The organism is Arenimonas sp. (assembly GCF_044353605.1).
GTDB lineage: Bacteria > Pseudomonadota > Gammaproteobacteria > Xanthomonadales > Xanthomonadaceae > Arenimonas.
Window position 1 is genome coordinate 24,511 of record NZ_JBILBO010000013.1, and the last position, 19,678, is coordinate 44,188.

The 19,678-nt window shown below is 58.0% G+C and carries 18 protein-coding genes and 1 pseudogene; 5 read left to right on the forward strand and 14 right to left on the reverse strand.

All coding sequences use genetic code 11. From position 1 onward, the window contains the following. Nucleotide 1: 1 nt before the first annotated feature. The 7 genes from ACIQ1A_RS08005 to rpoE form a co-directional block, all read right to left on the reverse strand. Nucleotides 2-388, reverse strand: coding sequence for a DUF4845 domain-containing protein (locus ACIQ1A_RS08005; RefSeq protein ID WP_395770541.1), 387 nt, complete (start codon nucleotides 386-388; stop codon nucleotides 2-4). Nucleotides 389-398: 10 nt separating this feature from the next. Continuing rightward, nucleotides 399-1,214 carry a signal peptidase I gene (lepB, locus tag ACIQ1A_RS08010; RefSeq protein ID WP_395770559.1) on the reverse strand — a complete coding sequence of 272 codons (816 nt, stop codon included), beginning with the start codon at nucleotides 1,212-1,214 and terminating at the stop codon, nucleotides 399-401. 15 nt (nucleotides 1,215-1,229) lie between these two features. Next, nucleotides 1,230-3,023, reverse strand: a complete 1,794-nt coding sequence (lepA, locus tag ACIQ1A_RS08015; protein ID WP_395770542.1) for a translation elongation factor 4 — start codon at nucleotides 3,021-3,023, stop codon at nucleotides 1,230-1,232. Between the two features lie 83 nt (nucleotides 3,024-3,106). Beyond that, nucleotides 3,107-4,594, reverse strand: a complete 1,488-nt coding sequence (locus ACIQ1A_RS08020) for a DegQ family serine endoprotease (protein ID WP_395770543.1) — start codon at nucleotides 4,592-4,594, stop codon at nucleotides 3,107-3,109. A 31-nt stretch (nucleotides 4,595-4,625) separates the two neighbouring features. Further along, nucleotides 4,626-5,543 (reverse strand): MucB/RseB C-terminal domain-containing protein, encoded by a 918-nt coding sequence (locus tag ACIQ1A_RS08025; RefSeq protein WP_395770544.1) that lies wholly within the window; start codon nucleotides 5,541-5,543, stop codon nucleotides 4,626-4,628. Beyond that, nucleotides 5,540-6,214, reverse strand: coding sequence for a sigma-E factor negative regulatory protein (locus tag ACIQ1A_RS08030; RefSeq protein WP_395770545.1), 675 nt, complete (start codon nucleotides 6,212-6,214; stop codon nucleotides 5,540-5,542). Before ACIQ1A_RS08030 ends, ACIQ1A_RS08025 begins: the two co-directional genes overlap by 4 nt. Then, nucleotides 6,211-6,801: an RNA polymerase sigma factor RpoE gene (gene rpoE / locus ACIQ1A_RS08035; protein ID WP_395770546.1), complete on the reverse strand. Its 591-nt coding sequence runs from the start codon at nucleotides 6,799-6,801 to the stop codon at nucleotides 6,211-6,213. The genes ACIQ1A_RS08030 and rpoE overlap by 4 nt, the downstream gene beginning before the upstream one ends. 136 nt (nucleotides 6,802-6,937) lie before the next feature. Between rpoE and ACIQ1A_RS08040 the strand changes: the two genes are divergently transcribed. After that, the gene (locus tag ACIQ1A_RS08040; protein ID WP_395770547.1) at nucleotides 6,938-8,974 is read left to right on the forward strand and encodes a 3-hydroxyacyl-CoA dehydrogenase NAD-binding domain-containing protein; all 2,037 of its coding nucleotides are present in this window, start codon (nucleotides 6,938-6,940) and stop codon (nucleotides 8,972-8,974) included. A 46-nt stretch (nucleotides 8,975-9,020) separates the two neighbouring features. Here ACIQ1A_RS08040 and ACIQ1A_RS08045 read toward each other — a convergent pair whose 3' ends face one another. Continuing rightward, the gene (locus ACIQ1A_RS08045; protein WP_395770548.1) at nucleotides 9,021-10,478 is read right to left on the reverse strand and encodes a transglycosylase SLT domain-containing protein; all 1,458 of its coding nucleotides are present in this window, start codon (nucleotides 10,476-10,478) and stop codon (nucleotides 9,021-9,023) included. Between the two features lie 89 nt (nucleotides 10,479-10,567). On the opposite strand from ACIQ1A_RS08045, the gene greB reads away from it, so the two are divergent. Then, entirely contained in the window at nucleotides 10,568-11,068 is a 501-nt protein-coding gene (greB, locus tag ACIQ1A_RS08050) for a transcription elongation factor GreB (RefSeq protein ID WP_395770549.1), read from the forward strand. Here the strand turns inward: greB and rimO are convergent. After that, nucleotides 11,065-12,405, reverse strand: a complete 1,341-nt coding sequence (gene rimO / locus ACIQ1A_RS08055; protein WP_395770550.1) for a 30S ribosomal protein S12 methylthiotransferase RimO — start codon at nucleotides 12,403-12,405, stop codon at nucleotides 11,065-11,067. The two genes, greB and rimO, sit on opposite strands and share 4 nt — an antisense overlap. A gap of 59 nt (nucleotides 12,406-12,464) precedes the next feature. Between rimO and ACIQ1A_RS08060 the strand changes: the two genes are divergently transcribed. After that, nucleotides 12,465-12,896, forward strand: a complete 432-nt coding sequence (locus ACIQ1A_RS08060) for an HIT domain-containing protein (RefSeq protein WP_395770551.1) — start codon at nucleotides 12,465-12,467, stop codon at nucleotides 12,894-12,896. Between the two features lie 481 nt (nucleotides 12,897-13,377). Here ACIQ1A_RS08060 and dcd read toward each other — a convergent pair whose 3' ends face one another. Beyond that, nucleotides 13,378-13,947, reverse strand: coding sequence for a dCTP deaminase (dcd, locus tag ACIQ1A_RS08065; RefSeq protein WP_395770552.1), 570 nt, complete (start codon nucleotides 13,945-13,947; stop codon nucleotides 13,378-13,380). A 19-nt stretch (nucleotides 13,948-13,966) separates the two neighbouring features. Beyond that, the gene (gene apbC, locus ACIQ1A_RS08070; RefSeq protein WP_395770553.1) at nucleotides 13,967-15,055 is read right to left on the reverse strand and encodes an iron-sulfur cluster carrier protein ApbC; all 1,089 of its coding nucleotides are present in this window, start codon (nucleotides 15,053-15,055) and stop codon (nucleotides 13,967-13,969) included. 74 nt (nucleotides 15,056-15,129) lie between these two features. On the opposite strand from apbC, the gene metG reads away from it, so the two are divergent. Then, nucleotides 15,130-17,202 (forward strand): methionine--tRNA ligase, encoded by a 2,073-nt coding sequence (metG, locus tag ACIQ1A_RS08075; RefSeq protein WP_395770554.1) that lies wholly within the window; start codon nucleotides 15,130-15,132, stop codon nucleotides 17,200-17,202. Between the two features lie 2 nt (nucleotides 17,203-17,204). After that, a complete protein-coding gene (locus tag ACIQ1A_RS08080; RefSeq protein ID WP_395770555.1) occupies nucleotides 17,205-17,615 on the forward strand; it encodes an RnfABCDGE type electron transport complex subunit B in 411 nt (136 codons plus the stop codon). Between the two features lies 1 nt (nucleotide 17,616). On the opposite strand, the gene ACIQ1A_RS08085 is transcribed toward ACIQ1A_RS08080, so the two are convergent. From ACIQ1A_RS08085 to mutL, 3 genes and pseudogenes are all read right to left on the reverse strand, one after another. Next, nucleotides 17,617-18,504, reverse strand: a complete 888-nt coding sequence (locus ACIQ1A_RS08085) for a TraB/GumN family protein (RefSeq protein WP_395770556.1) — start codon at nucleotides 18,502-18,504, stop codon at nucleotides 17,617-17,619. After that, nucleotides 18,501-19,436: a DUF1684 domain-containing protein gene (locus ACIQ1A_RS08090; protein ID WP_395770557.1), complete on the reverse strand. Its 936-nt coding sequence runs from the start codon at nucleotides 19,434-19,436 to the stop codon at nucleotides 18,501-18,503. Before ACIQ1A_RS08090 ends, ACIQ1A_RS08085 begins: the two co-directional genes overlap by 4 nt. Beyond that, nucleotides 19,433-19,678 (reverse strand): annotated as a pseudogene (mutL, locus tag ACIQ1A_RS08095) (DNA mismatch repair protein MutL); the annotation flags it as partial. The pseudogene mutL and the gene ACIQ1A_RS08090, both read right to left, overlap by 4 nt.

The window sequence follows — 19,678 nt, forward strand, 5'->3', positions numbered from 1 at the left end:
ATCACTCCGCCTCGGCCCGGCCGGTCACGGGAAAGCTGCGCTCGAACTTGGCGACGAAGTCGAGGTTGTACATCAGCGGTTTGCGGACCTCGTAATTCAGATCCAGCACCTTCTTGCCTTCCTTCTCAGTACGTAGCTTGATGTGTTTATCCAGATTGACACTGTCGACGTAACTGATCTGGAAGCGGCGGTAAAGGCTGTCTTTGAGTTGAGGCAGCGCCTGCTTGTCGGCACCGGAAGCCTGGGTTACCGCCTTGATGTCATTGACGGCACTGTAATATTCGGAATAGACCGGGAAAAGACGCATGAACAGGAATCCGAAGAATCCGACCAGCGCCAGAACGAACAGGAAGCTGAGCAGGGTAATGCCTTTCTGATTGCGTTTCATGATGATCCCCTTAGTCAATTTTGGTGCCGATACGTGACGGTTCGAAACTGTCGGTGCAGAACCAGCCAGAGCAGTTTAACCATATTACCATCGCCTTTCCAACTACGTTCTGTTCCGGCACGAAACCCCATTCACGGCTGTCGGCACTGCGGTCGCGGTTGTCACCCATCGCGAAATAGTGCCCCTGGGGAACGACCCAGGTGCCGTTGTTGCGGTAACCGAGCGGGATGCCATCCATTTCCAGCATGGCATGGGACTTTCCGGGCATGCTCTCGCTATAGATGCGGGAGCCGGTCATCTCGCTGGATACGCCCTTGCCGACATACACGCCGGACTCGGCATAGTCGAACGGAATGCCGTTCACCGAAACCCGGTTTTCTTCGACACTGATAGTGTCACCCGGCAGGCCGATGACACGTTTGATGTAATCGGTACCGGCCGCGGGATCATCCTTGCCCAGCTCCTTCGAACCCGGATAGCGGAAAACGAACACATCACCGCGCTCGGGAGCGCCGACGTCTACGATTTTCCTGTTGATGACCGGAAGTCGGATGCCGTAGTTGAATTTATTGACCAGAATGAAATCGCCAATCAACAGATTGGGCATCATCGAACCGGACGGGATGCGGAATGGCTCGGCAATGAAGGAGCGCAGCGCCAATACCAGAAAAATCACCGGGAACAGGGATTTGGCATATTCGACCAGAACCGGATCGGTGGCATCGGCATCGGCGGCCAGTCGGCGCTTTTCGAAAACGAATCGGTCGGCAAGCCAGATCAGGCCGGTGAACAGGGCCAGTACGCTGAGTATCAGAGCGAAATCGATTTTCACGGGCTATCCTTATTTGTTGTCGACCGACAGTACGGCCATGAACGCTTCTTGCGGAATTTCGACTCTGCCGAACTGCTTCATCCGCTTCTTGCCTTCCTTCTGCTTTTCAATCAGCTTTTTTTTGCGGGTGGCGTCGCCGCCGTAGCATTTGGCCAACACGTTCTTGCGCATGGCCTTGACCGTCGAGCGCGCGATGACCTGCGAACCCACCGCCGCCTGGATGGCGACGTCGAACATCTGGCGCGGGATCAGTTCGCGCATCTTTTCGCACAGGTCGCGGCCGCGGCGGTCGGCATGCGCCCGGTGCAGGATCATCGACATGGCATCGACGCGGTCACCGTTGATCAGCACGTCGACGCGCACGAACGGGCCCGGCTCGAAGCGCAGAAAATGGTAATCGAGCGAGGCATAGCCGCGCGACACCGATTTCAGACGGTCGAAGAAATCCATCACCACTTCGGCCATCGGCAACTCATAGGTGATCTGCACCTGGCTGCCCATGTAGTTGATACCCTGCTGGGCGCCGCGCTTTTCCTCGCACAGGGTGATTACGTTGCCAACGTAATCGGGCGGCGTGAGGATGTGCGCGAGGATGATCGGCTCGCGGATTTCCTGGATCTTGTTGACCGCCGGCAGTTTGGCTGGATTGTCCAGGGAAAGCACCTTGCCGTCGGTCTGCAGCACTTCATAGACCACGGTCGGCGCGGTCGAAATGAGGTTGAGGTTGTATTCGCGCTCCAGGCGTTCCTGCACGATCTCCATGTGCAGCATGCCCAGAAATCCGCAGCGGAACCCGAAACCCATGGCTTCCGAGCTTTCCGGCTCGAAATTCATCGCGGCATCGTTGAGCTTAAGTTTATCCAGGGCTTCACGCAGCGCCGGGTAATCTTCGGCATCGACCGGAAACAGACCGGCGAACACGCGCGACTGCATGGTCTGGAAGCCCGGAAGCGGCTGCGTGGATGGATTGGCGGCCAAGGTCAGGGTATCGCCGACCGGCGCGCCGTGCACATCCTTGATCGCGGCGTTGACCCAGCCGACTTCGCCGGCCGAGAGCTTGCCCAGAACCTTGCGTTTGGGCGTGAACACGCCCACGGCATCGGCCTGATGGGTGCGGCCGGTCGACATCACCAGGATTTTATCGCCCGGTTTGATTTCGCCCTGCACCACCCGCACCAAAGAGACCACGCCGAGGTAGTTATCGAACCAGGAATCGATGATCAGCGCCTGAAGATGGCCGGTGTCGACCGATTTCGGTGGCGGAATGCGGGCGACGATGGCTTCGAGCACAGCACGTACATTCAGCCCGGTCTTGGCCGAAATGGCGACCGCCTCCTCGGCATCGATGCCGATGACCGCTTCGATTTCGGCCTTGACCCGGTCGACATCGGCAGTTGGCAGGTCGATCTTGTTGAGTACCGGTACGACTTCCAATCCCTGTTCGACGGCGGTATAGCAGTTCGCCACCGATTGCGCTTCCACGCCCTGAGCGGCATCCACCACCAGCAGTGCGCCTTCGCAGGCCGCCAGCGAGCGCGACACCTCGTAGCTGAAATCGACGTGGCCGGGGGTATCAATGAAATTGAGCTGATAGGTCACGCCATCATCGGCGGTGTACGGCAAGGACACCGACTGCGCCTTGATGGTGATACCCCGTTCACGCTCGATGGGGTTCGAGTCAAGCACCTGGGCTTCCATTTCGCGCGCCTCAAGACCGCCGCAGAGTTGAATGATGCGGTCGGCCAAGGTCGATTTGCCGTGATCTACGTGCGCGATGATGGAGAAATTACGGATATGCTGCATGGGGTCGCTTTTGGAAAACTTAGCCCAATATTATCGCATAAGCCACCGCTTCTGAGGCGGTTTTCCGCCCCAGAATCAATTTCTTACGGTATTCCGATCATGTGGATAGCGGTACTTTCGGCATTGCGGACGAGCACCCGGACACGATCGCCGGATTTATAGGCCGAAACCGCCTTTTCAAAGGCTGCTACGGTAGCGACCGGCGTCCGGCCGACCTCAAGCACGACATCGCCTTTGGCGATGCCGAGCTGAGCCAGCATCGGCTGTGTGACCCGGGCAATCTGGACGCCGCCAGCGGGCAAGCCGAGACGGCTTCGTGTTGCCGGGCTGACCTCCTCGACACTAAACCCGAGTTTTGACGGATTCGAAGGCGCTGTACTCGGAGCCATAGGGTTCCGGGAGTTCCCTGCGGATTCATCAAGTACCGAAAGCACGACCAGAATATCCTGTTGGCGGCCATTGCGCAGGATGGTCACCTTCGACTTTACCCCCGGTTGCAGGGCACCGACCCTCGGCGGCAGGTCGGAAGATTTGATGATTGCCGCGCCATCAAAGGCGGTGATGACATCGCCAGGCTGGATGCCGGCTTTAGCCGCAGCGCTGCCATTCTGCACGCTGGCCACAAAGGCGCCTTCCGCCGCTTTCAAACCGAGATCGGCCAACTCTTCCGACTGGACATCACGGACCTGGACGCCAAGCTGTCCGCGGCGAACGCTTCCGGTGGCTTTGATCTGCTCAACGGCATTCATCGCCGTACGAATCGGAATCGCAAAACTGACGCCCATGTAACCGCCTGAATTGCTGAAAATCTGTGAGTTGATGCCAACCACCTGGCCGCGCGTATTGAGCAAAGGACCGCCGGAATTGCCTCGATTGATGGCGACGTCGGTCTGGATGAAGGGCACATAACGCTGGCTGCCATCGACACTGGGGCGGCCGAGTGCGCTGACGATGCCGGCAGTCACCGAATAATCGAACCCGAAGGGCGAGCCGATGGCAACCACCCACTGGCCGGGCTTGACCGCATCAGAATCGCCAATAGCGAGCGTAGGCAGTCCTTTCGCCTCAATTTTGAGGACGGCGACATCGGTCGATGGATCAGACCCAACCAATTTAGCAGGCAGCTGCCGGCGGTCAGCCAGATGCACCACCAGCTTATTCATGCCTTCGATGACATGATGATTGGTCAGCACATATCCATCAGACGAAATGATAAAACCCGAGCCGAAAGATGTTCCGCCACGCGGCCCCTGGGGGCCGGGCTGACCCGGCATCGGTTGCCCGAAAAAGCGACGGAAAAATTCCTGCATCTGTTCTTCTTCGGAGCCCGGGCTGGCCGATTGCTGACCTTTGTCACCACTGCGGTCGCTGCTGGCTTCAATGCTGACTACGGCCGGTGTGGTGCGTTCGACCAATGCGCTGAAATCCGGAAGCGCGGCCAGAGGGGCGGTGTTTGCTGCTGAAGGGCTTTGCGCCTGAACCGGCTGCTGCGCCTGTTGCCAACAGGCCACCAACACGGCACAACTGAAGAAACCCAGCAGGAAACGGGGTACGGGGGTGATTGCTTTCATGGCTACCTCGATGATGAAAGATGGAACGGATTCAACGTTGGGTCTGCGCCAGGATTTTTTCAAGGGTGGCGACCGGAACTTTACCCATGGCGACATAGCGGGTACTGCCATCGCCAAGCATCAGCCCGTTGACACCATCCCGCCGCATCTGTGCTTTTTCCTTCTGTTTGGATGGCTCCACATACAGTGAAATACTGGCCAAACCATCGCTGAACAGATAATGGGTGGAGCCGGCACGGCTTTCACTTGCGATGACACGAAAGCCTTTGACCTCTTTGAACGGGGATTTCATTTCACGGGCCTGCGGTGTCTTGGCTGCTTTGGATTTTCCGGAGGCGGGCGTGATTTCGATCTGGGTGAAAACGAACTGTTCCATGGCATAGCCACGCTCGTCGAGCGTAACCACCTTGAGTGGCAACCCGGTTTCCGTATCCAGCCAGAGACGGTAGCTGTATCTCCAGGCGTCCTCGGCAGCAATATCAATGACCTGGGTTGACCGGCCGGCAACACGCGCTTTCTCGGCCAGGCGTGTTTTATACGATTTATTACCGGAGACGTTGGCAAAATGGCTGAAGGTGATCTGTCCGGTGGCGGCCGCCGGAAATGACTGAACGGAACCGCCAAGACTGTTGCTTTGGATTCTTCCGCCCTTTTTGACCAATTCCCGTGGCGAGCCCGACAGTGTCCGCATGCGCAGACTTTCCACGCCATTGTCCATGCGGTGCTCAACCGCCAACGTGTTTAATTCAGCCCCCTGAACAAGGACCAGCACACCTTTGTAATTATGGTTGGCGACCGCGCCGTTGATGCGACCGAGCCAAGCCTCGGAATCATCACGCCAGAGCTGCTGGACCCATTTTTTTCCGGAATCCAGCCAGCCGCTGTCCTCGGCACGCACACCGGACGGCGCGAGAATCAGAAGGACCAGCAGAAGTTGCAGAGGTCTCATTGACCATCCTCGCCGGCATTGGCTTCCGGAGCCGACAGCATTTGGGCATAGGAAATGAGATCGTTACCGGTGTTGCTTCCGGTCATCTGATTATGACGGACCAGATAGTCATCCATGGCCTGGTCACGTTTCGGCCAGGATTTGGAACGCGTCGCTTCGTTCAGTTCGAATCGGGTCGGGTCATCGACGGCAGCAAGCTGTTGCGACGGAGCGGCTGACTTGACAGCAACCGTGGTGGCCTGTTTTGCGGGCGCTTTCTGCACCGCAGCCGGAGTGGTTTCAGCGATGGATTGAACTGGCGGAGAGACGGGGGTTTGTTGCGCTACCGAACGATCAGCGGCCGCCGGAGCATCGGGACTCGGCAAAAGCTGGTAAGCAAGGCCGGCGACAAGCGTCAGTGCCGCGAATGAAGCCACAAGACGCCAAGGCGTTTTCACACCAGATGTTTCAGGCTGGCATTGCGCACAGATTGCATCGGCACTTCCTGCCGGCATGAGCTGTAGCGGCTGTGATTTCAGCACCGAGGAAGCAATCCAGGCCCGTTCGCAGGCAGCGCGCAGATCGGCATCATTGGCGAGACGCTTTTGGAAGAAACGGCGCTCGCTGTCCGACAGTTCGCCGTCGATATAGGCGCTGAGTTGTTCTAAATCGGTTTCACTGATCGGTTTCATGGGCGGACTCTTTGGGACTCGTAAAGGGGGCGCAGGCGGGCATCAATGGCCTCACGCGCGCGAAAAATGCGGGAACGTACGGTTCCCACCGGTGAATTCATGACTTCGGCGATTTCCTCATAGGAAAGACCTTCCATCTCTCGCAGGGTGATGGCCTGCCGGATTTCTTCCGGCAACTGAGCCAAGGCCTTGCTGACTACTTGGGCAAGCTCTTCGCGCAAAAGTTCATGCTCCGGAGTATCGTTGTTCTGCACATAGATGCCGCCCTCGATGAACTCGGCATCCTCCAGTTCCACATCGGCACCGGGGCGCCGTTTCTGGCTGGCCAGATGGTTCTTGGCGGTATTGACTGCAATCCGGTACATCCATGTATAGAACTGGCTTTCACCGCGGAAACCCGGCAGTGACCGGTAGGCTTTGATGAAGCTGTCCTGAACCACATCCTGGCACTCCGCCGGATTGCGCACGAAACGGCTGACCACCGCCGCGATACGGTGCTGGTATTTCCTGACCAACAGGTCGAAGGCGCTCTTGTCGCCTTTCTGGGCCCGCTGAACCAGCTCGGTATCGATTTCGTGTTCGCCCATCGGGCCGGGATCTCCGTATCGTTGCAGCCAATGGCTACGGGGTTTGTCGCTTTCGGGCCGCAAAAGTTCCCGATAATTGACCAATATGCGCAAAACGGTGATGATAAGCTTACTTCAATTTCAATCAAACGAATGTATGAATCAGTTCAGTGGTCTTTCCCCGCAGCATTGGCAGCTTGAAGCACGCAACGACGGCATCCTGATTCTCAGTCTTGAACGCAAAGACACCAGCGTCAATACCTTATGTCAGGCCGTGCTGAATGAGCTCGATGGCCTGTTGGAGCGCATGGCCTTCGCGCCGCCGAAAGGCTTGATCATCCGTTCCACCAAAAAAGCCGGTTTCATCGCTGGTGCCGATATCGCCGAATTCGCCGAATTCGATGCCAAAGGGACGGTGCTCGATGCCATCAGCAACGGTCAGAACATCTTCCAGCGCATCGCCGAACTGCCCTGCCCCACGGTCGCCTTGATTCACGGCCACTGCATGGGCGGAGGGACCGAGCTGAGCCTGGCCTGCAGCGCACGCGTGGCGTCGAATGATGCCAGTACCCGCATCGGCTTGCCGGAAGTGAAACTCGGCATCTATCCGGGCTGGGGTGGCAGTGTTCGCCTACCCCGCTTGGTTGGCGCCCCGGCGGCCTTCGACATGATGCTGACCGGTCGCGCACTTTCGGGCAAAGCGGCACGCGCCATCGGTCTGGTCGACGCAGTGACCGCGCCGGACCTGATGGTCAACAAGGCCGTCGAATTCATCGAACACGGCGTCAATCGCCCGTTCAAACAGAAAGCGACAGCGTGGCTCAGCAACAGCTGGCTGGCTCGGCAGATTCTGCCCGGCGTACTGACCAAACAAGTGGCGCGCAAAGCCCGCAAGGCCCATTACCCCGCACCTTATAGCCTGATTGACACCTGGCGGCGATCCGGCGGCATGCCGGTGCGCGCGGCGCTGAAACAGGAAGGTTATTCGGTCGCCAAACTGGCACAGGGGCCGACCGCGCGCAACCTGACCCGTATCTTCTTCCTGATGGAGCGCCTGAAATCGCTTGGCGGGAAGGAGCATGGCATTGCCCATGTGCATGTGATTGGCGCCGGTGTGATGGGCGGTGATATCGCCGCCTGGTGCGCCCTGCGCGGCTTCGATGTGAGCTTGCAAGACCGCGAAATGCAGTACATCCAACCCGCGCTCGACCGTGCCGACACCCTGTTCGCGAAAAAGGTGAAGGATGAAACCAAGCGTGCAGCGACTCGTGCGCGTTTGCAGGCCGATGTGGCTGGAGATGGCGTAGGAAAGGCCGACCTGGTTATCGAAGCCATCTTCGAGAATCTGGAAGCGAAACAGGCACTGTATGCGGCGCTGGAACCGAAAATGAAGCCGAACGCCCTTCTGGTATCCAACACCAGCTCGATCGCGCTGGATACGCTCGGCGCAAAGTTAAGCCACCCGGCACGTTTCGCCGGTCTGCACTACTTCAATCCGGTAGCGATGATGCCGCTGGTGGAAATCGTCCGTCATGCTGGCATGGCCGCCGAAACCGAACGCCGTTTGGCTGCGTTCTGCCGCAGCATCGACAAACTACCGGTACCGGTCGCCGGAACCCCTGGCTTTTTGGTCAACCGCATTCTGGCGCCCTACATGCAGGAAGCCATCTTGGCATTCTCGGAAGGCATTCCGGGGCGCGCCATCGACAAAGCCGCGCTGGACTTCGGCATGCCGATGGGACCCATCGAATTGGTTGACACAGTCGGCCTGGATGTTGCCGCCAGTGTCGGCAAGATCATGGCCGAATTCCACGGCCAGACATTGCCGGACACGCTGCAGGTGACGCCAGGAAAACGCGGCAAGAAAGACGGTGAAGGCCTTTACAAGTGGGTCGATGGCAAAACGGTGAAACCGGACTTGGCTAAGGATTACAAAGCACCCGACGACCTGCAGGACCGCCTGGTATTCGCTCTACTCAATGAAGCCGTGTCCTGCCTGCATCAAGGCGTGGTCAGCGATGCCGAGCTGTTGGATGCCGGTGTCATTTTCGGTACCGGTTTTGCTCCGTTCCGCGGTGGCCCGATCGAACACATCAAGGCCATCGGCAGGGAACCGGCCTTGGCCACACTGAAATCACTAGAGAACAAGTACGGTGCGCGCTTCGCACCGAAAGCGGGATGGGACGCTTTGTAATCAAAATCCAGGATTAACAAAAAGCCGGCCAAAGCCGGCTTTTTGTTTATTTCTTGCAGCCTATCAGAATGATTTCCTGACCAGGGTGGATAACGTAGTTCGGTGGGGAAAGATCATTGACCTTGATTAAGCGACTGAGATCGCAGTCGAATGTTCGAGTAATCATCATCAGAGTTTCGCCCGGCTTGACGATGTATTTACCGTTGTGCTTTTGCGAAACCGCCGACGCGGAATCCATATCGTCGTTGGCCGTTGTTTCGGCGACGATGACCGGCGCTGGCCGGTAGAAAACCGGGGTCTTGCGGGCCTGGGTCAGCATTTTTGCTTGCTCGCTACGCGGCCCGCCAACGCAGTTGGCCTGATAACTGGCAACAAGTTTCTTAGGGGCACGCAGGACGATGCCCTGCGCAATATACTGGCCGGGCTCGTAATGCGGATTGAGGTTGCGCAGGACACGGAACCAGCCGGACTGATTATGCGGATTACCCAGACAGATGGTGAGTTCGTTGATGGTTGTAGCACGCTGCAGGGTCAGACTGCCAGGTGAGTAATCCAGTTTCGGATAGGTCAGACCGTATTCATGGCCGTGCAGAAACAACCAAGCCGCTGCCAATACAGCCGGCACGTAATCGCGGGTTTCTGCCGGCCATTCGGTATACACGTTCTCCTGCCAGAAATCACCGCCGCGTTCGCCATAGATGCGCCGGGCCCGGCCTTCACCGCCGTTGTAACCGGCAATAGCCATTTCCAAACTGCGGTTGAGCTCTTCGAAACGCTCATTCATATACTGGGCATTGGCGCGCGTCGCGAACTGAGGATCGTAACGCATGTCATAGCCCGGACCCGAATCCAGCTTGAACCTGCGGCCCGTGGCCGGCATGAATTGCAGGGGGCCAGCTGCGCCGGCCCTGGACACCGAATGCACCTTGCCGCCGGACTCCTTGGTCATCATGCCGAATAGCAAGGCTTCTGGTAGGCCGGCCTTTTCGTACTCCGGCGCCATCAGATAGCGCATGTAATGGTAGTTTTCCCAGGAGTCCATGAAGAACCCGCGATTTACCGTCAACCAGTTGGCGATGGCTGCCTGCATCGGCTCGTTGTATTTGGTTAGCAGCTCGAGATTACGAGATCCCAGCAGTTTGATCGTCGTACCCAAGGCCGGTATGTTCTGAGGTGCCAAGGCGGTAGCGCCAGAAGCTGCGGAAGAAGGCATATCCGATTGCTTAATCAGCTGCTCATAGGCACTGATGACCTTGGTTTTCGAGCAGGTCTTCAGCTTGAAGCACTGATTGGCCTGATCCTCGAGGTCTTCGATGGCCTTGTTCATCACCACCAACTGGCTGTCATCACCGGTTTCGTAAAGATCCCGGGCCTGCTGATAGGTTTTCAGGGTTTGATCGATCTGCGTATAAAGCAGGGACTCCCGGGTCGGCTTGGCGGCATCCGCACTGCCGGAAAAAAACCCGGCAAACAGGATGGTGACTAACAATCGGCTGATCCGCATGAAATCTCCTTGGCACATGCTTTATGCTATCCAAACTGCATTATCTGTCATAGCTGACCCAGACTCCATAAATTTTTCGTGAATACCCCATGAGCCGATGGCGTCCACCCTCCGAAGCCAGCACCGCCCTGATCACTCAAGACGGCCGTGAACGCCTGCGCGCGGAGCTTCAGGACCTCTGGCAGGTCCGGCGCCCGGAAGTGGTCAGGGCATTGTCTGCTGCCGCCGCCGAAGGGGATCGCTCTGAAAACGCAGAATACATCTACCGCAAGAAACAACTGGGTGAAATCGACCGGCGTGTCCGCTATCTGAGCAAACGCATCGAGGTGCTGAAAGTCCCCGAACAGGACAAAACCCCGCGTGACCGCATTTTTTTCAGCGCCCATTTCGAATTGGAAAACGAGGACGGGGATGTGCGCCGTTACCGGATCGTCGGGCCGGATGAAACCGATGCGCGATCGAACTGGATCAGCATCGACTCGCCACTGGCACGGGCGGCGTTGAACAAGGCCGTGGATATGGAATTCGAGGTCGAACTGCCGACGGGCCTGACCCGCTACCTCGTGGTTTCAATCGACTACGAGGCTTAGAAGTCGGCGTTTTCCGGATCGACCAGCGCGAACAGATCGTGCTCGTCGGCGCCCATGATGGTGACATCCACGAATTGACCGGGTTTCAAACCCATGCGCTCGCCGTCCTGAATCTGCACCAGACCGTCGATTTCGGGGGCATCGGCTTTCGAGCGTGCGATGGCCAGCTCGCCATCCAGGGAATCGACCAGCACCTGCTGCACGCTGCCGACCTTGCGCTGCAGCTTCTCGGCACTGATATCCGCCTGCAGCTCCATGAAACGCGCCAGACGCTCCTGCTTGATTTCTTCCGGAACGGCATCCGGCAAGGCATTGGCGGCTGCGCCGTCCACCGGCGAATAGGCGAAGGCGCCGATCCGGTCGAGCTCGGCCTGATCGATGAAACTCAGCAACTGCTCGAAATCGTCCTCGGTCTCGCCGGGAAAGCCGACGATGAAGGTGCTACGGATGGTCAGGTCCGGGCAGATATCGCGCCATTTCTGGATGCGCTCGAGATTCTTATCGACCGCGCCCGGACGTTTCATCAGTTTCAGAATGCGCGGACTGGCATGCTGGAACGGGATGTCCAGATACGGCAAGAGCTTGCCTTCGGCCATCAGCGGAATGATGTCGTCCACATGCGGGTACGGGTAAACGTAATGCAGGCGCGACCACACGCCAAGCTCCGAGAGGCCTGCACACAGGTCCTTCATGCGGGTCTGGTAGGTTTTTTCACGCCAGGATCGTTCGGCATAGCGCAGATCCACGCCGTAGGCGCTGGTGTCCTGTGAAATGACCAGCAGCTCCTGCACGCCGCCACGCACCAGCTTCTCGGCTTCGCGCAACACCTCGTCCACCGGACGCGAGACCAGATCGCCGCGCATGGACGGAATGATGCAGAAGCTGCAACGGTGGTTGCAGCCTTCGGAAATCTTGAGATAGGCGTAGTGCTTCGGGGTCAGCTTGATGCCGTAGTCCGGCACCAGATCGATGAACGGATCGTGCTTGGGCGGCAAAGCGGCATGCACCGCGCTCATCACCGTGCTGTAATCCTGCGGACCGGAAATCGACAGCACATCCGGAAACTGCTCACGGATCTGCTCCGGGCGCTTGCCCAGACAGCCGGTCACGATGACCTTGCCGTTCTCGGCCATGGCCTCGCCGATGGCATCCAGCGATTCCTCGACCGCCGAGTCGATGAAGCCGCAGGTGTTGACTACCACCACGTCGGCCTTGTCGTAGGTCGGCACGATGTCGTAGCCTTCCACCCGCAGTTGGGTCAGAATGCGCTCGGAATCGACCAAGGCCTTGGGGCAGCCGAGACTGACGAAACCGACTTTCGGGTTGGACTTTGACATGCGGGAACCGGCACCGGATACTGGGGCTTGGATTATACCGTTTCCCGACCAAGCCATTGATGAATCAGCCTGAATTCCGACTCGACGGCCGCCTTGAGGCCGACACCCACTTTCTGCTGGACGCCCCGCTGTGCCGGATCGGGCTGATGGACGATTCGCGCTTTCCCTGGCTGATACTGGTGCCGCGGGTGCCGAATGTGCGCGAATGGCCCGATCTGAGCACCCCGGACCAACTGCAGTTGCAGGCCGAAATCAATGCCGCAGCCCGCGCACTGCAGCAGGCGTTTCCGCACGGTCAGAAGCTGAACATCGCGGCTCTGGGCAATGTGGTGCCGCAGCTGCACATCCATGTGATCCTGCGCCATGACGGCGATGCCGCTTGGCCAGCGCCGGTCTGGAATTCGGGTCAGCGTCAGCCGTATGACGACGCCGAGGCGGCGGATGTTTTGGACCTACTGAATACAGCTTTATTGAAGAATTTTTCTGATTGACGCTGATTTCAGCCTAAGTCTAAATTGAATTATCAAGCCAAACTTTTGATACATAAACTCTCAGATGAAGGAACAGAATAAATATGCGAAAGATAACTTCATTCGGATTTCTCTTGGCGATAGGCGCTTCAACCACCTTAGCTATCGAACCAGTCAAAAATAGAAGTACGTTATGCTCTCTAGAGTTTGGACGATACGCTGACGGTGTATATGTTGGTAGCACACCAATGGAGGATGCTTGCCGAACCGAGCATCGCGAATCTAGAGAAAAGATATGCAAAAAAAATTACAACCGACCTGAAATCATTAATGCCTGCATGCTTACTTACGATGGAATATCTGAGCAAATTAAGAAAGCTGAAATAAATTGATAATCGAGGAATACTTACGAAAAGGGGCCAAAGTAATTCATGCTTGAATAGCCAATTTCAGATTGCGTTCCCACAGTAACCGGGCGCGTCATTCTGACGCTCGGTAGAACTCAGGTCTTCGGTAGCGTAACGCCGGTCTGGCCCTGGTATTTGCCGCCGCGGTCTTTGTAAGAGGTCTCACAGACTTCGTCGGATTGGAAGAACAGCATCTGCGCGACGCCCTCGCCGGCATAGATTTTCGCCGGCAGCGGTGTGGTGTTGCTGAACTCGAGCGTGACATGGCCTTCCCACTCCGGTTCCAGCGGCGTCACATTCACGATGATGCCGCAGCGCGCGTAGGTGCTTTTGCCGAGGCACACCACCAGCGTGTCACGCGGGATGCGGAAGAACTCGACCGTACGCGCGAGCGCGAAGGAGTTCGGCGGAATGATGCAGACATCGGCTTCGATGTCGACGAAGCTGGTCGGATCGAAAGCCTTGGGATCGACGATGGTCGAGTTGATGTTGGTGAAGATCTTGAACTCGCGGGCGCAGCGCACGTCGTAGCCGTAGCTGGAGGTGCCGTAGGACACGATGCGATGGCCATCGGCGGCGGTTTTGACCTGGCCGGGTTCGAACGGTTCAATCATGCCCTGTTGTTCGGCCATGCGGCGGATCCAGCGGTCGGATTTGATGCTCATATCGGGTCTCGGAAAGGGTTCAGGTATTTTGGATGACGATGTTGGGAATGCCAATGTTTTTGTTGCGGGCCTGCTGGGAAAGCCGGGCTGCGGCCTTGCGAGCGATGCCACGGTAAGCCGCGGTCGCCGGCGAATCGGGATCGGCGGCGACTGTCGGCCGACCGGAATCCATTTGTTCACGGATGTGGCGCGCCAAGGGCAGCTGCCCGAGCAGTTCCACACCGTATTGTTCGGCCATGCGTGCCCCGCCGCCCTCGCCGAAGATAGCCTCGGCATGACCGCAGTTGCTGCAGATATGAGTCGCCATGTTTTCGATGATTCCAAGAACGGGAACTTCCACTTTTTCGAACATTTTCAATGCTTTCTTGGCATCTATTAAAGCGATATCTTGCGGCGTGGTGACAATGATTGCCGCTGAAACCGGCACCCGTTGCGCCAAAGTCAGCTGGATATCGCCGGTGCCCGGCGGCAGATCGATGATCAAATAGTCCAGATTCTGCCAGCGGGTGGTGGTCAATAACTGCTGCAGGTACTGGGTGGTCATCGGGCCGCGCCAAATGGTCGGGGTGTCTTCACCCAGAAACAGGCCGATCGACATCGCCTGCAGGCCATGCGCGATTTTCGGTTCGACGGTTTTGCCGTCGAGACTGTCGGGTTTGCCGGTGATACCGAGCATCATCGGAATCGAGGGGCCGTGGATATCGGCATCCAGTATGCCGACGGTCGCACCTTCGGCGACCAGTGCCAGAGCCAGATTGACGGCAGTGGTGGACTTGCCGACACCGCCCTTGCCCGAAGCCACAGCAATGATGTTCTTCACACCCGGCAGTGGCGACAGATCGTTTTGGACCTTATGTGCCGGAATGCGGGTGTCGATGCTGACCGCTACGGCGGTGGCGCCGAGCATGGTTTTCAAACGGGATTCGATGGCGACAATCATGGCCGGGTGCGCGGAACGCGCCGGGTAACGCCACTGCAGGGCGATGGCTGCGTTGTTGCCGTCCACACCGATGGCCTGCACATGGTTGCCCGCAATCAGGTCCAGGCCGGTGTCGGGATCGGAAATATGAGCCAATTCGGCGCGGATGGCGGCTTCTGTGAGGGACATGCAGGGGTGCTTCGGGGCAAAACGATATTGTACTGGAAAGCCACAGCGATACGCCAAAGCCTTATAATTCAATTATGTCTATCACGCCCGCGCTCGTTACCACTGCCCTTCCCTATGCCAACGGCCCCCTGCATCTGGGGCATCTGGTCGGCTACATCCAGGCCGACATCTGGGTCCGCGCCCGCCGCTTGGCCGGCGGCACCGCCCATTTCGTCTGCGCTGACGACACCCACGGTACCCCGATCATGCTTGCCGCGGAAAAGGCCGGACTGAGCCCGGAGCAGTTCATCGCCGGCATCCAGGCCGGCCATGAGGCCGACTTCAAGGCCTTCGGCGTCGCCTTCGACCACTACGACTCGACCAACGCGCCACACAACCGGGCCTTTACCGAGCGCGTTTATGCCGCACTGAAGGCGCGCGACAGTATCGCGGTGCGTACCATTAACCAGATGTTCGATCCGGAAAAACAGATGTTCCTGCCGGATCGCTACATCAAGGGCAGCTGCCCGAACTGCAAAACGGCCGACCAGTACGGCGACAACTGCGAGAACTGCGGCGCCACCTACGCACCGACCGAGTTGATCAATCCGGTTTCGGTGGTCTCGGGCGCCAAGCCGGTCTTGAAGGAATCCGAACACTACTTCTTCAAACTCGGTGATTACACGCAGTTCCTGAACGACTGGCTGCAGGGCGACGTTGCACACGAGGGAATCAAAACCAAATTGCGCGAGTGGCTGGATGCCGACGGTGGACTGCGTGACTGGGACATTTCGCGGGATGCGCCCTACTTCGGCTTCCCGATTCCCGATGCGCCCGGAAAATACTTCTATGTCTGGCTGGACGCACCGATCGGTTATCTGTCGAGCTTTCAGGCCTTATGCGAGCGTGAAGGCCTCGACTTCGATGCCTTTCTGGATGCCACGCGCAACGCGGAAAACCAAACCGAACTTCACCACTTTCTTGGAAAGGACATCGTCAACTTCCACGGCCTGTTCTGGCCGGCGGTGCTGCATGGCGCCGGCTTCCGCGCACCGACCAAATTACACGTGAACGGCTACCTGACCGTCAACGGCGCCAAGATGTCGAAATCACGCGGCACTTTCGTCATGGCACGCAGCTATCTTGAAGCTGGATTGCAGCCGGAAGCGTTGCGCTATTACTTCGCCGGAAAATCCGGCTCCGGCGTGGCCGATCTCGATCTCAACCTTGAGGATTTCGTGGCCAAGGTCAATGCTGACATCGTCGGCAAGTTCGTCAACATCGCCAGCCGCTGCGCCGGTTTCATCAACACCCGTTTTGACGGCATGCTGGCGGACAGCCTGCCCGACACCGCCACCTATTCGCAGTTCGAAACCGAATTCATTGCCATCCGGGAGAGCTATCTGGCGGGTGAAACGGCCCAAGCCCTGCGCCAGACCATGGCTTTGTCCGATATCGCCAACCGTTATATCGACGAACAGAAACCATGGGTGCTTGCCAAGGATCTGGACCAGAGCGCGGCATTGCATGGCGTATGCACGCAGGCACTGAATCTGTTCCGCGTACTGGCCGTGGCACTCAAACCGATTCTGCCGCAGGTTGCCGCACAGGCGGAATCCTTCCTCAATGCCCCGATAAGCACCTGGGCCGACTTCAGGGCCCCGCTGCTGAGCCATCGCATTGCCGCCTATAGTCCCTTGTTCACCCGCATCGACCCGAAGAACATCCAAACCATGATTGACGCCTCCAAAGACACCGCCACCGCCGCACCTGCAGCCGATGCCAAATCGGCTAAAGCTGCCGAACCCAAAAAGCCAGCTGCCGCTGAACCCACACCCGGCACCATCGGCATCGACGATTTCGCCAAACTCGACCTGCGCATCGGTAAAGTCCTGGAATGCAGTTTCGTTGACGGCTCCGACAAACTGCTGCGCTTTCTGTTGGACGCCGGCGATCTCGGGCAACGTCAGATTTTTTCCGGAATTCGGGGTAGCTACGCCGAACCGGAAAAACTGATCGGTCGCAAGGTGGTGTTCATCGCCAATCTGGCGCCGCGCAAAATGCGCTTCGGGGTATCCGAAGGCATGATCCTCTCGGCCGGCGGTGATGATGGACTGTACCTGCTCGATGCCGACACTGGCGCGCAACCCGGACATCCGGTCAAATAAGCATGGCGAACAGGCCGACGGCCGACGACATCAATAATCTGCTTCCGCAGACCCAGTGCGGGCAATGCGATTTTGCCGGCTGTCGTCCGTATGCCGAAGCCATTGCCGAGGGTCGCGCCGACATCAATCAGTGCCCACCTGGCGGCGACGCCGGTATCCGCGCCTTGGCTTTGCTGCTCGGGGTGGAGGCCAAACCACTTAATCCAAAGCATGGCGCGTCTTTACCGGATAGCGTGGTGATCATCCGCGAGGCTGAATGCATCGGCTGCACCAAGTGCATCCAAGCCTGCCCGGTCGATGCCATCATCGGAGCCTCGAAACGCATGCATACCGTGCTGGCCGACTGGTGCACCGGTTGCAATCTGTGCATTCCTCCATGTCCGGTCGATTGTATCGACATCGTTGCACGCTGACTTACTTCAGGCGTTCGACACGATAGCCCTTTTTCCGTAAAAGCTGGACGAGACCGTCGTCACCCAGCAAATGCAGCGCGCCGACCACAACCATAGTTTCGTCACTTGCTTCATCATCTAGCATTGCTTGAACCTGCGGTAACCACGCATGGTTACGGTCCACGTTTATGCTTTGGTAAAGATCAGGATACTCGCGACGCATACGTGCGACGGTCTCGCGTTGTAGGCCGTTGACATCACCGGATTTCCACAAACGACGGAGCTTTTCCAGGTCGCGTGCATTGTCCGCTGCATTAGCATCCAGGGCCTCCTGCAATAACTGCTGTTGCGCCTGAAGCGGCATGCCATCGAACAGGTCGATTTGCTGGCTGGCTTTTTCCAGTCCAATGGCCGGTTTAGCCACTGGTTTTGCCGCCGCCATGAAGTGCCGGTCCACACCAAGTTCGGACTCGAATCCTTGCGCCTTTGCCTGGGTATTGACCACAAGAATCGCCACAAACCAAGGTTCAAGTCGGTTCAGACTGGCGATGGGAAATGACGGGTTGGCTTGGCTCCAGACCGACAGTCGGTGCCATGATGCTTCGGGCAGAAGCGCCTGTAGATTCTGTCCGCCCGGCAACAGCGCCGCCTGCTGCATTCGTGCCGCCAGGTCGGGAGATTGCAGTTCATGCGGCGCCACCTCAAAGGCCATTCGTTCGGCATCGGCATAGGCATTCATCACGCTTTTAGATAGCGGATAATCTTCAGCCTTCAAGGCATGAAAAGATCCAAGCAGATAGACACTGTTATCGGCATCGCTGACCTTCCAGATCGCTGGTGTGCTCGCTGTTCCCGATGCGCAACCGGCAACAAAACACGCCAGCGCGAGCCAAGGCGTTATTTTTTTCATGGGGTGATTTTTCGCGGCTTTTTCTCACCCGCGACAACTGCTATATCCATCCGATTCTCCGGTGGCGGCATCGGACAGGTCGAGAATGCCGTAAAGGCACAGGGGGGATTGTAGGCCTTATTGAAGTCAACCACCGTTTTGCCATCGGGCCCCGGATACTCGGCATACAGGAAGCGGGCGGCGGCATAACTTTCCTTGCCCGATGTACGGTCCGCAAAGACCAGGAACAGGCGGTGATCACCCTCATCGATGGCTTCCAGGGTGAACTTCTGTTCGCCGGCACTGAACGTCACCGTGCCTGGATTCATCATCGGCTCGACCATGCCAAGAATGTTGACGATGTCGATGGTCCGTCCGGCATCATGCGGCGTGAAGGTTGCCGTGTAACGGAAGGTCTTATCCACGGGGAAATAATCGATTCCGGTGAATCTGGTCCGGGTTGCGGCCTCGGAATCGCGCACGCGCAGTGCGAGCTTGCCGCCCCGCTCGATGACGATGAAACTGGCCTTGCCGTCGTTGAATCCAACCACGGTTGCCGTACCCTGAGAATCCGGCAAAAGTTTGGTCCGGCCCGCGGCCGGCTGACCATCAATGCTTAGCGAGACGCCGTTTTCTGGCTGCAACCAGACCTGTTTCCCTTCATCGATGGTGATCAGGCCGAGTTTGTCCGGACCGACAGTAAGCCGCGTTCCATTGGCTTCGCCCGAACCGACCCGGGTTACGCCCGATTTCGGTAGCCAATGCATCCCGACCAGTGACAGCCATCCGTCGGGCTTGGTCAAACGCCCAATGCGCTCCGTGCGCCACTTCATGATTTCGCTGTAATGTTTCATTTTTTCGGCTTTTTCCTTGGCTAATTGCTCCGGACTCGGCCCCTGCTGGCAACCGGCCAGCAACAGCGCGGTCAGCACCATGGTGTATGTACGCATCATCGTCCCCTCAGGAATAAACGGTCTAATTCGGATCGGCTCAACTGCACCCAGGTCGGGCGGCCATGGTTGCATTGGCCGGAGCGCTCGGTGGCTTCCATGGCGCGCAGCAGGGCATTCATTTCCGGAACGCTCAAACGCCGGTTGGCGCGCACGGAACCATGACAGGCCATGGTCGACAACAGCTCGTTCTGCGCTTCCTGCAGACGTCGGGAAGCACCATACTCGCGGAATTCGGACAGCAC

Excerpts from the sequence above, each read along its gene's own strand:
- ACIQ1A_RS08005 (WP_395770541.1), bottom strand. The coding sequence starts at position 388 with ATGAAACGCAATCAGAAAGGCATTACCCTGCTCAGCTTCCTGTTCGTT.
- lepA (WP_395770542.1), bottom strand. The coding sequence starts at position 3,023 with ATGCAGCATATCCGTAATTTCTCCATCATCGCGCACGTAGATCACGGC.
- ACIQ1A_RS08020 (WP_395770543.1), bottom strand. The coding sequence starts at position 4,594 with ATGAAAGCAATCACCCCCGTACCCCGTTTCCTGCTGGGTTTCTTCAGT.
- ACIQ1A_RS08025 (WP_395770544.1), bottom strand. The coding sequence starts at position 5,543 with ATGAGACCTCTGCAACTTCTGCTGGTCCTTCTGATTCTCGCGCCGTCC.
- ACIQ1A_RS08030 (WP_395770545.1), bottom strand. The coding sequence starts at position 6,214 with ATGAAACCGATCAGTGAAACCGATTTAGAACAACTCAGCGCCTATATC.
- rpoE (WP_395770546.1), bottom strand. The coding sequence starts at position 6,801 with ATGGGCGAACACGAAATCGATACCGAGCTGGTTCAGCGGGCCCAGAAA.
- ACIQ1A_RS08040 (WP_395770547.1), top strand. The coding sequence starts at position 6,938 with ATGAATCAGTTCAGTGGTCTTTCCCCGCAGCATTGGCAGCTTGAAGCA.
- ACIQ1A_RS08045 (WP_395770548.1), bottom strand. The coding sequence starts at position 10,478 with ATGCGGATCAGCCGATTGTTAGTCACCATCCTGTTTGCCGGGTTTTTT.
- greB (WP_395770549.1), top strand. The coding sequence starts at position 10,568 with ATGAGCCGATGGCGTCCACCCTCCGAAGCCAGCACCGCCCTGATCACT.
- rimO (WP_395770550.1), bottom strand. The coding sequence starts at position 12,405 with ATGTCAAAGTCCAACCCGAAAGTCGGTTTCGTCAGTCTCGGCTGCCCC.
- ACIQ1A_RS08060 (WP_395770551.1), top strand. The coding sequence starts at position 12,465 with ATGAATCAGCCTGAATTCCGACTCGACGGCCGCCTTGAGGCCGACACC.
- dcd (WP_395770552.1), bottom strand. The coding sequence starts at position 13,947 with ATGAGCATCAAATCCGACCGCTGGATCCGCCGCATGGCCGAACAACAG.
- apbC (WP_395770553.1), bottom strand. The coding sequence starts at position 15,055 with ATGTCCCTCACAGAAGCCGCCATCCGCGCCGAATTGGCTCATATTTCC.
- metG (WP_395770554.1), top strand. The coding sequence starts at position 15,130 with ATGTCTATCACGCCCGCGCTCGTTACCACTGCCCTTCCCTATGCCAAC.
- ACIQ1A_RS08080 (WP_395770555.1), top strand. The coding sequence starts at position 17,205 with ATGGCGAACAGGCCGACGGCCGACGACATCAATAATCTGCTTCCGCAG.
- ACIQ1A_RS08085 (WP_395770556.1), bottom strand. The coding sequence starts at position 18,504 with ATGAAAAAAATAACGCCTTGGCTCGCGCTGGCGTGTTTTGTTGCCGGT.
- ACIQ1A_RS08090 (WP_395770557.1), bottom strand. The coding sequence starts at position 19,436 with ATGATGCGTACATACACCATGGTGCTGACCGCGCTGTTGCTGGCCGGT.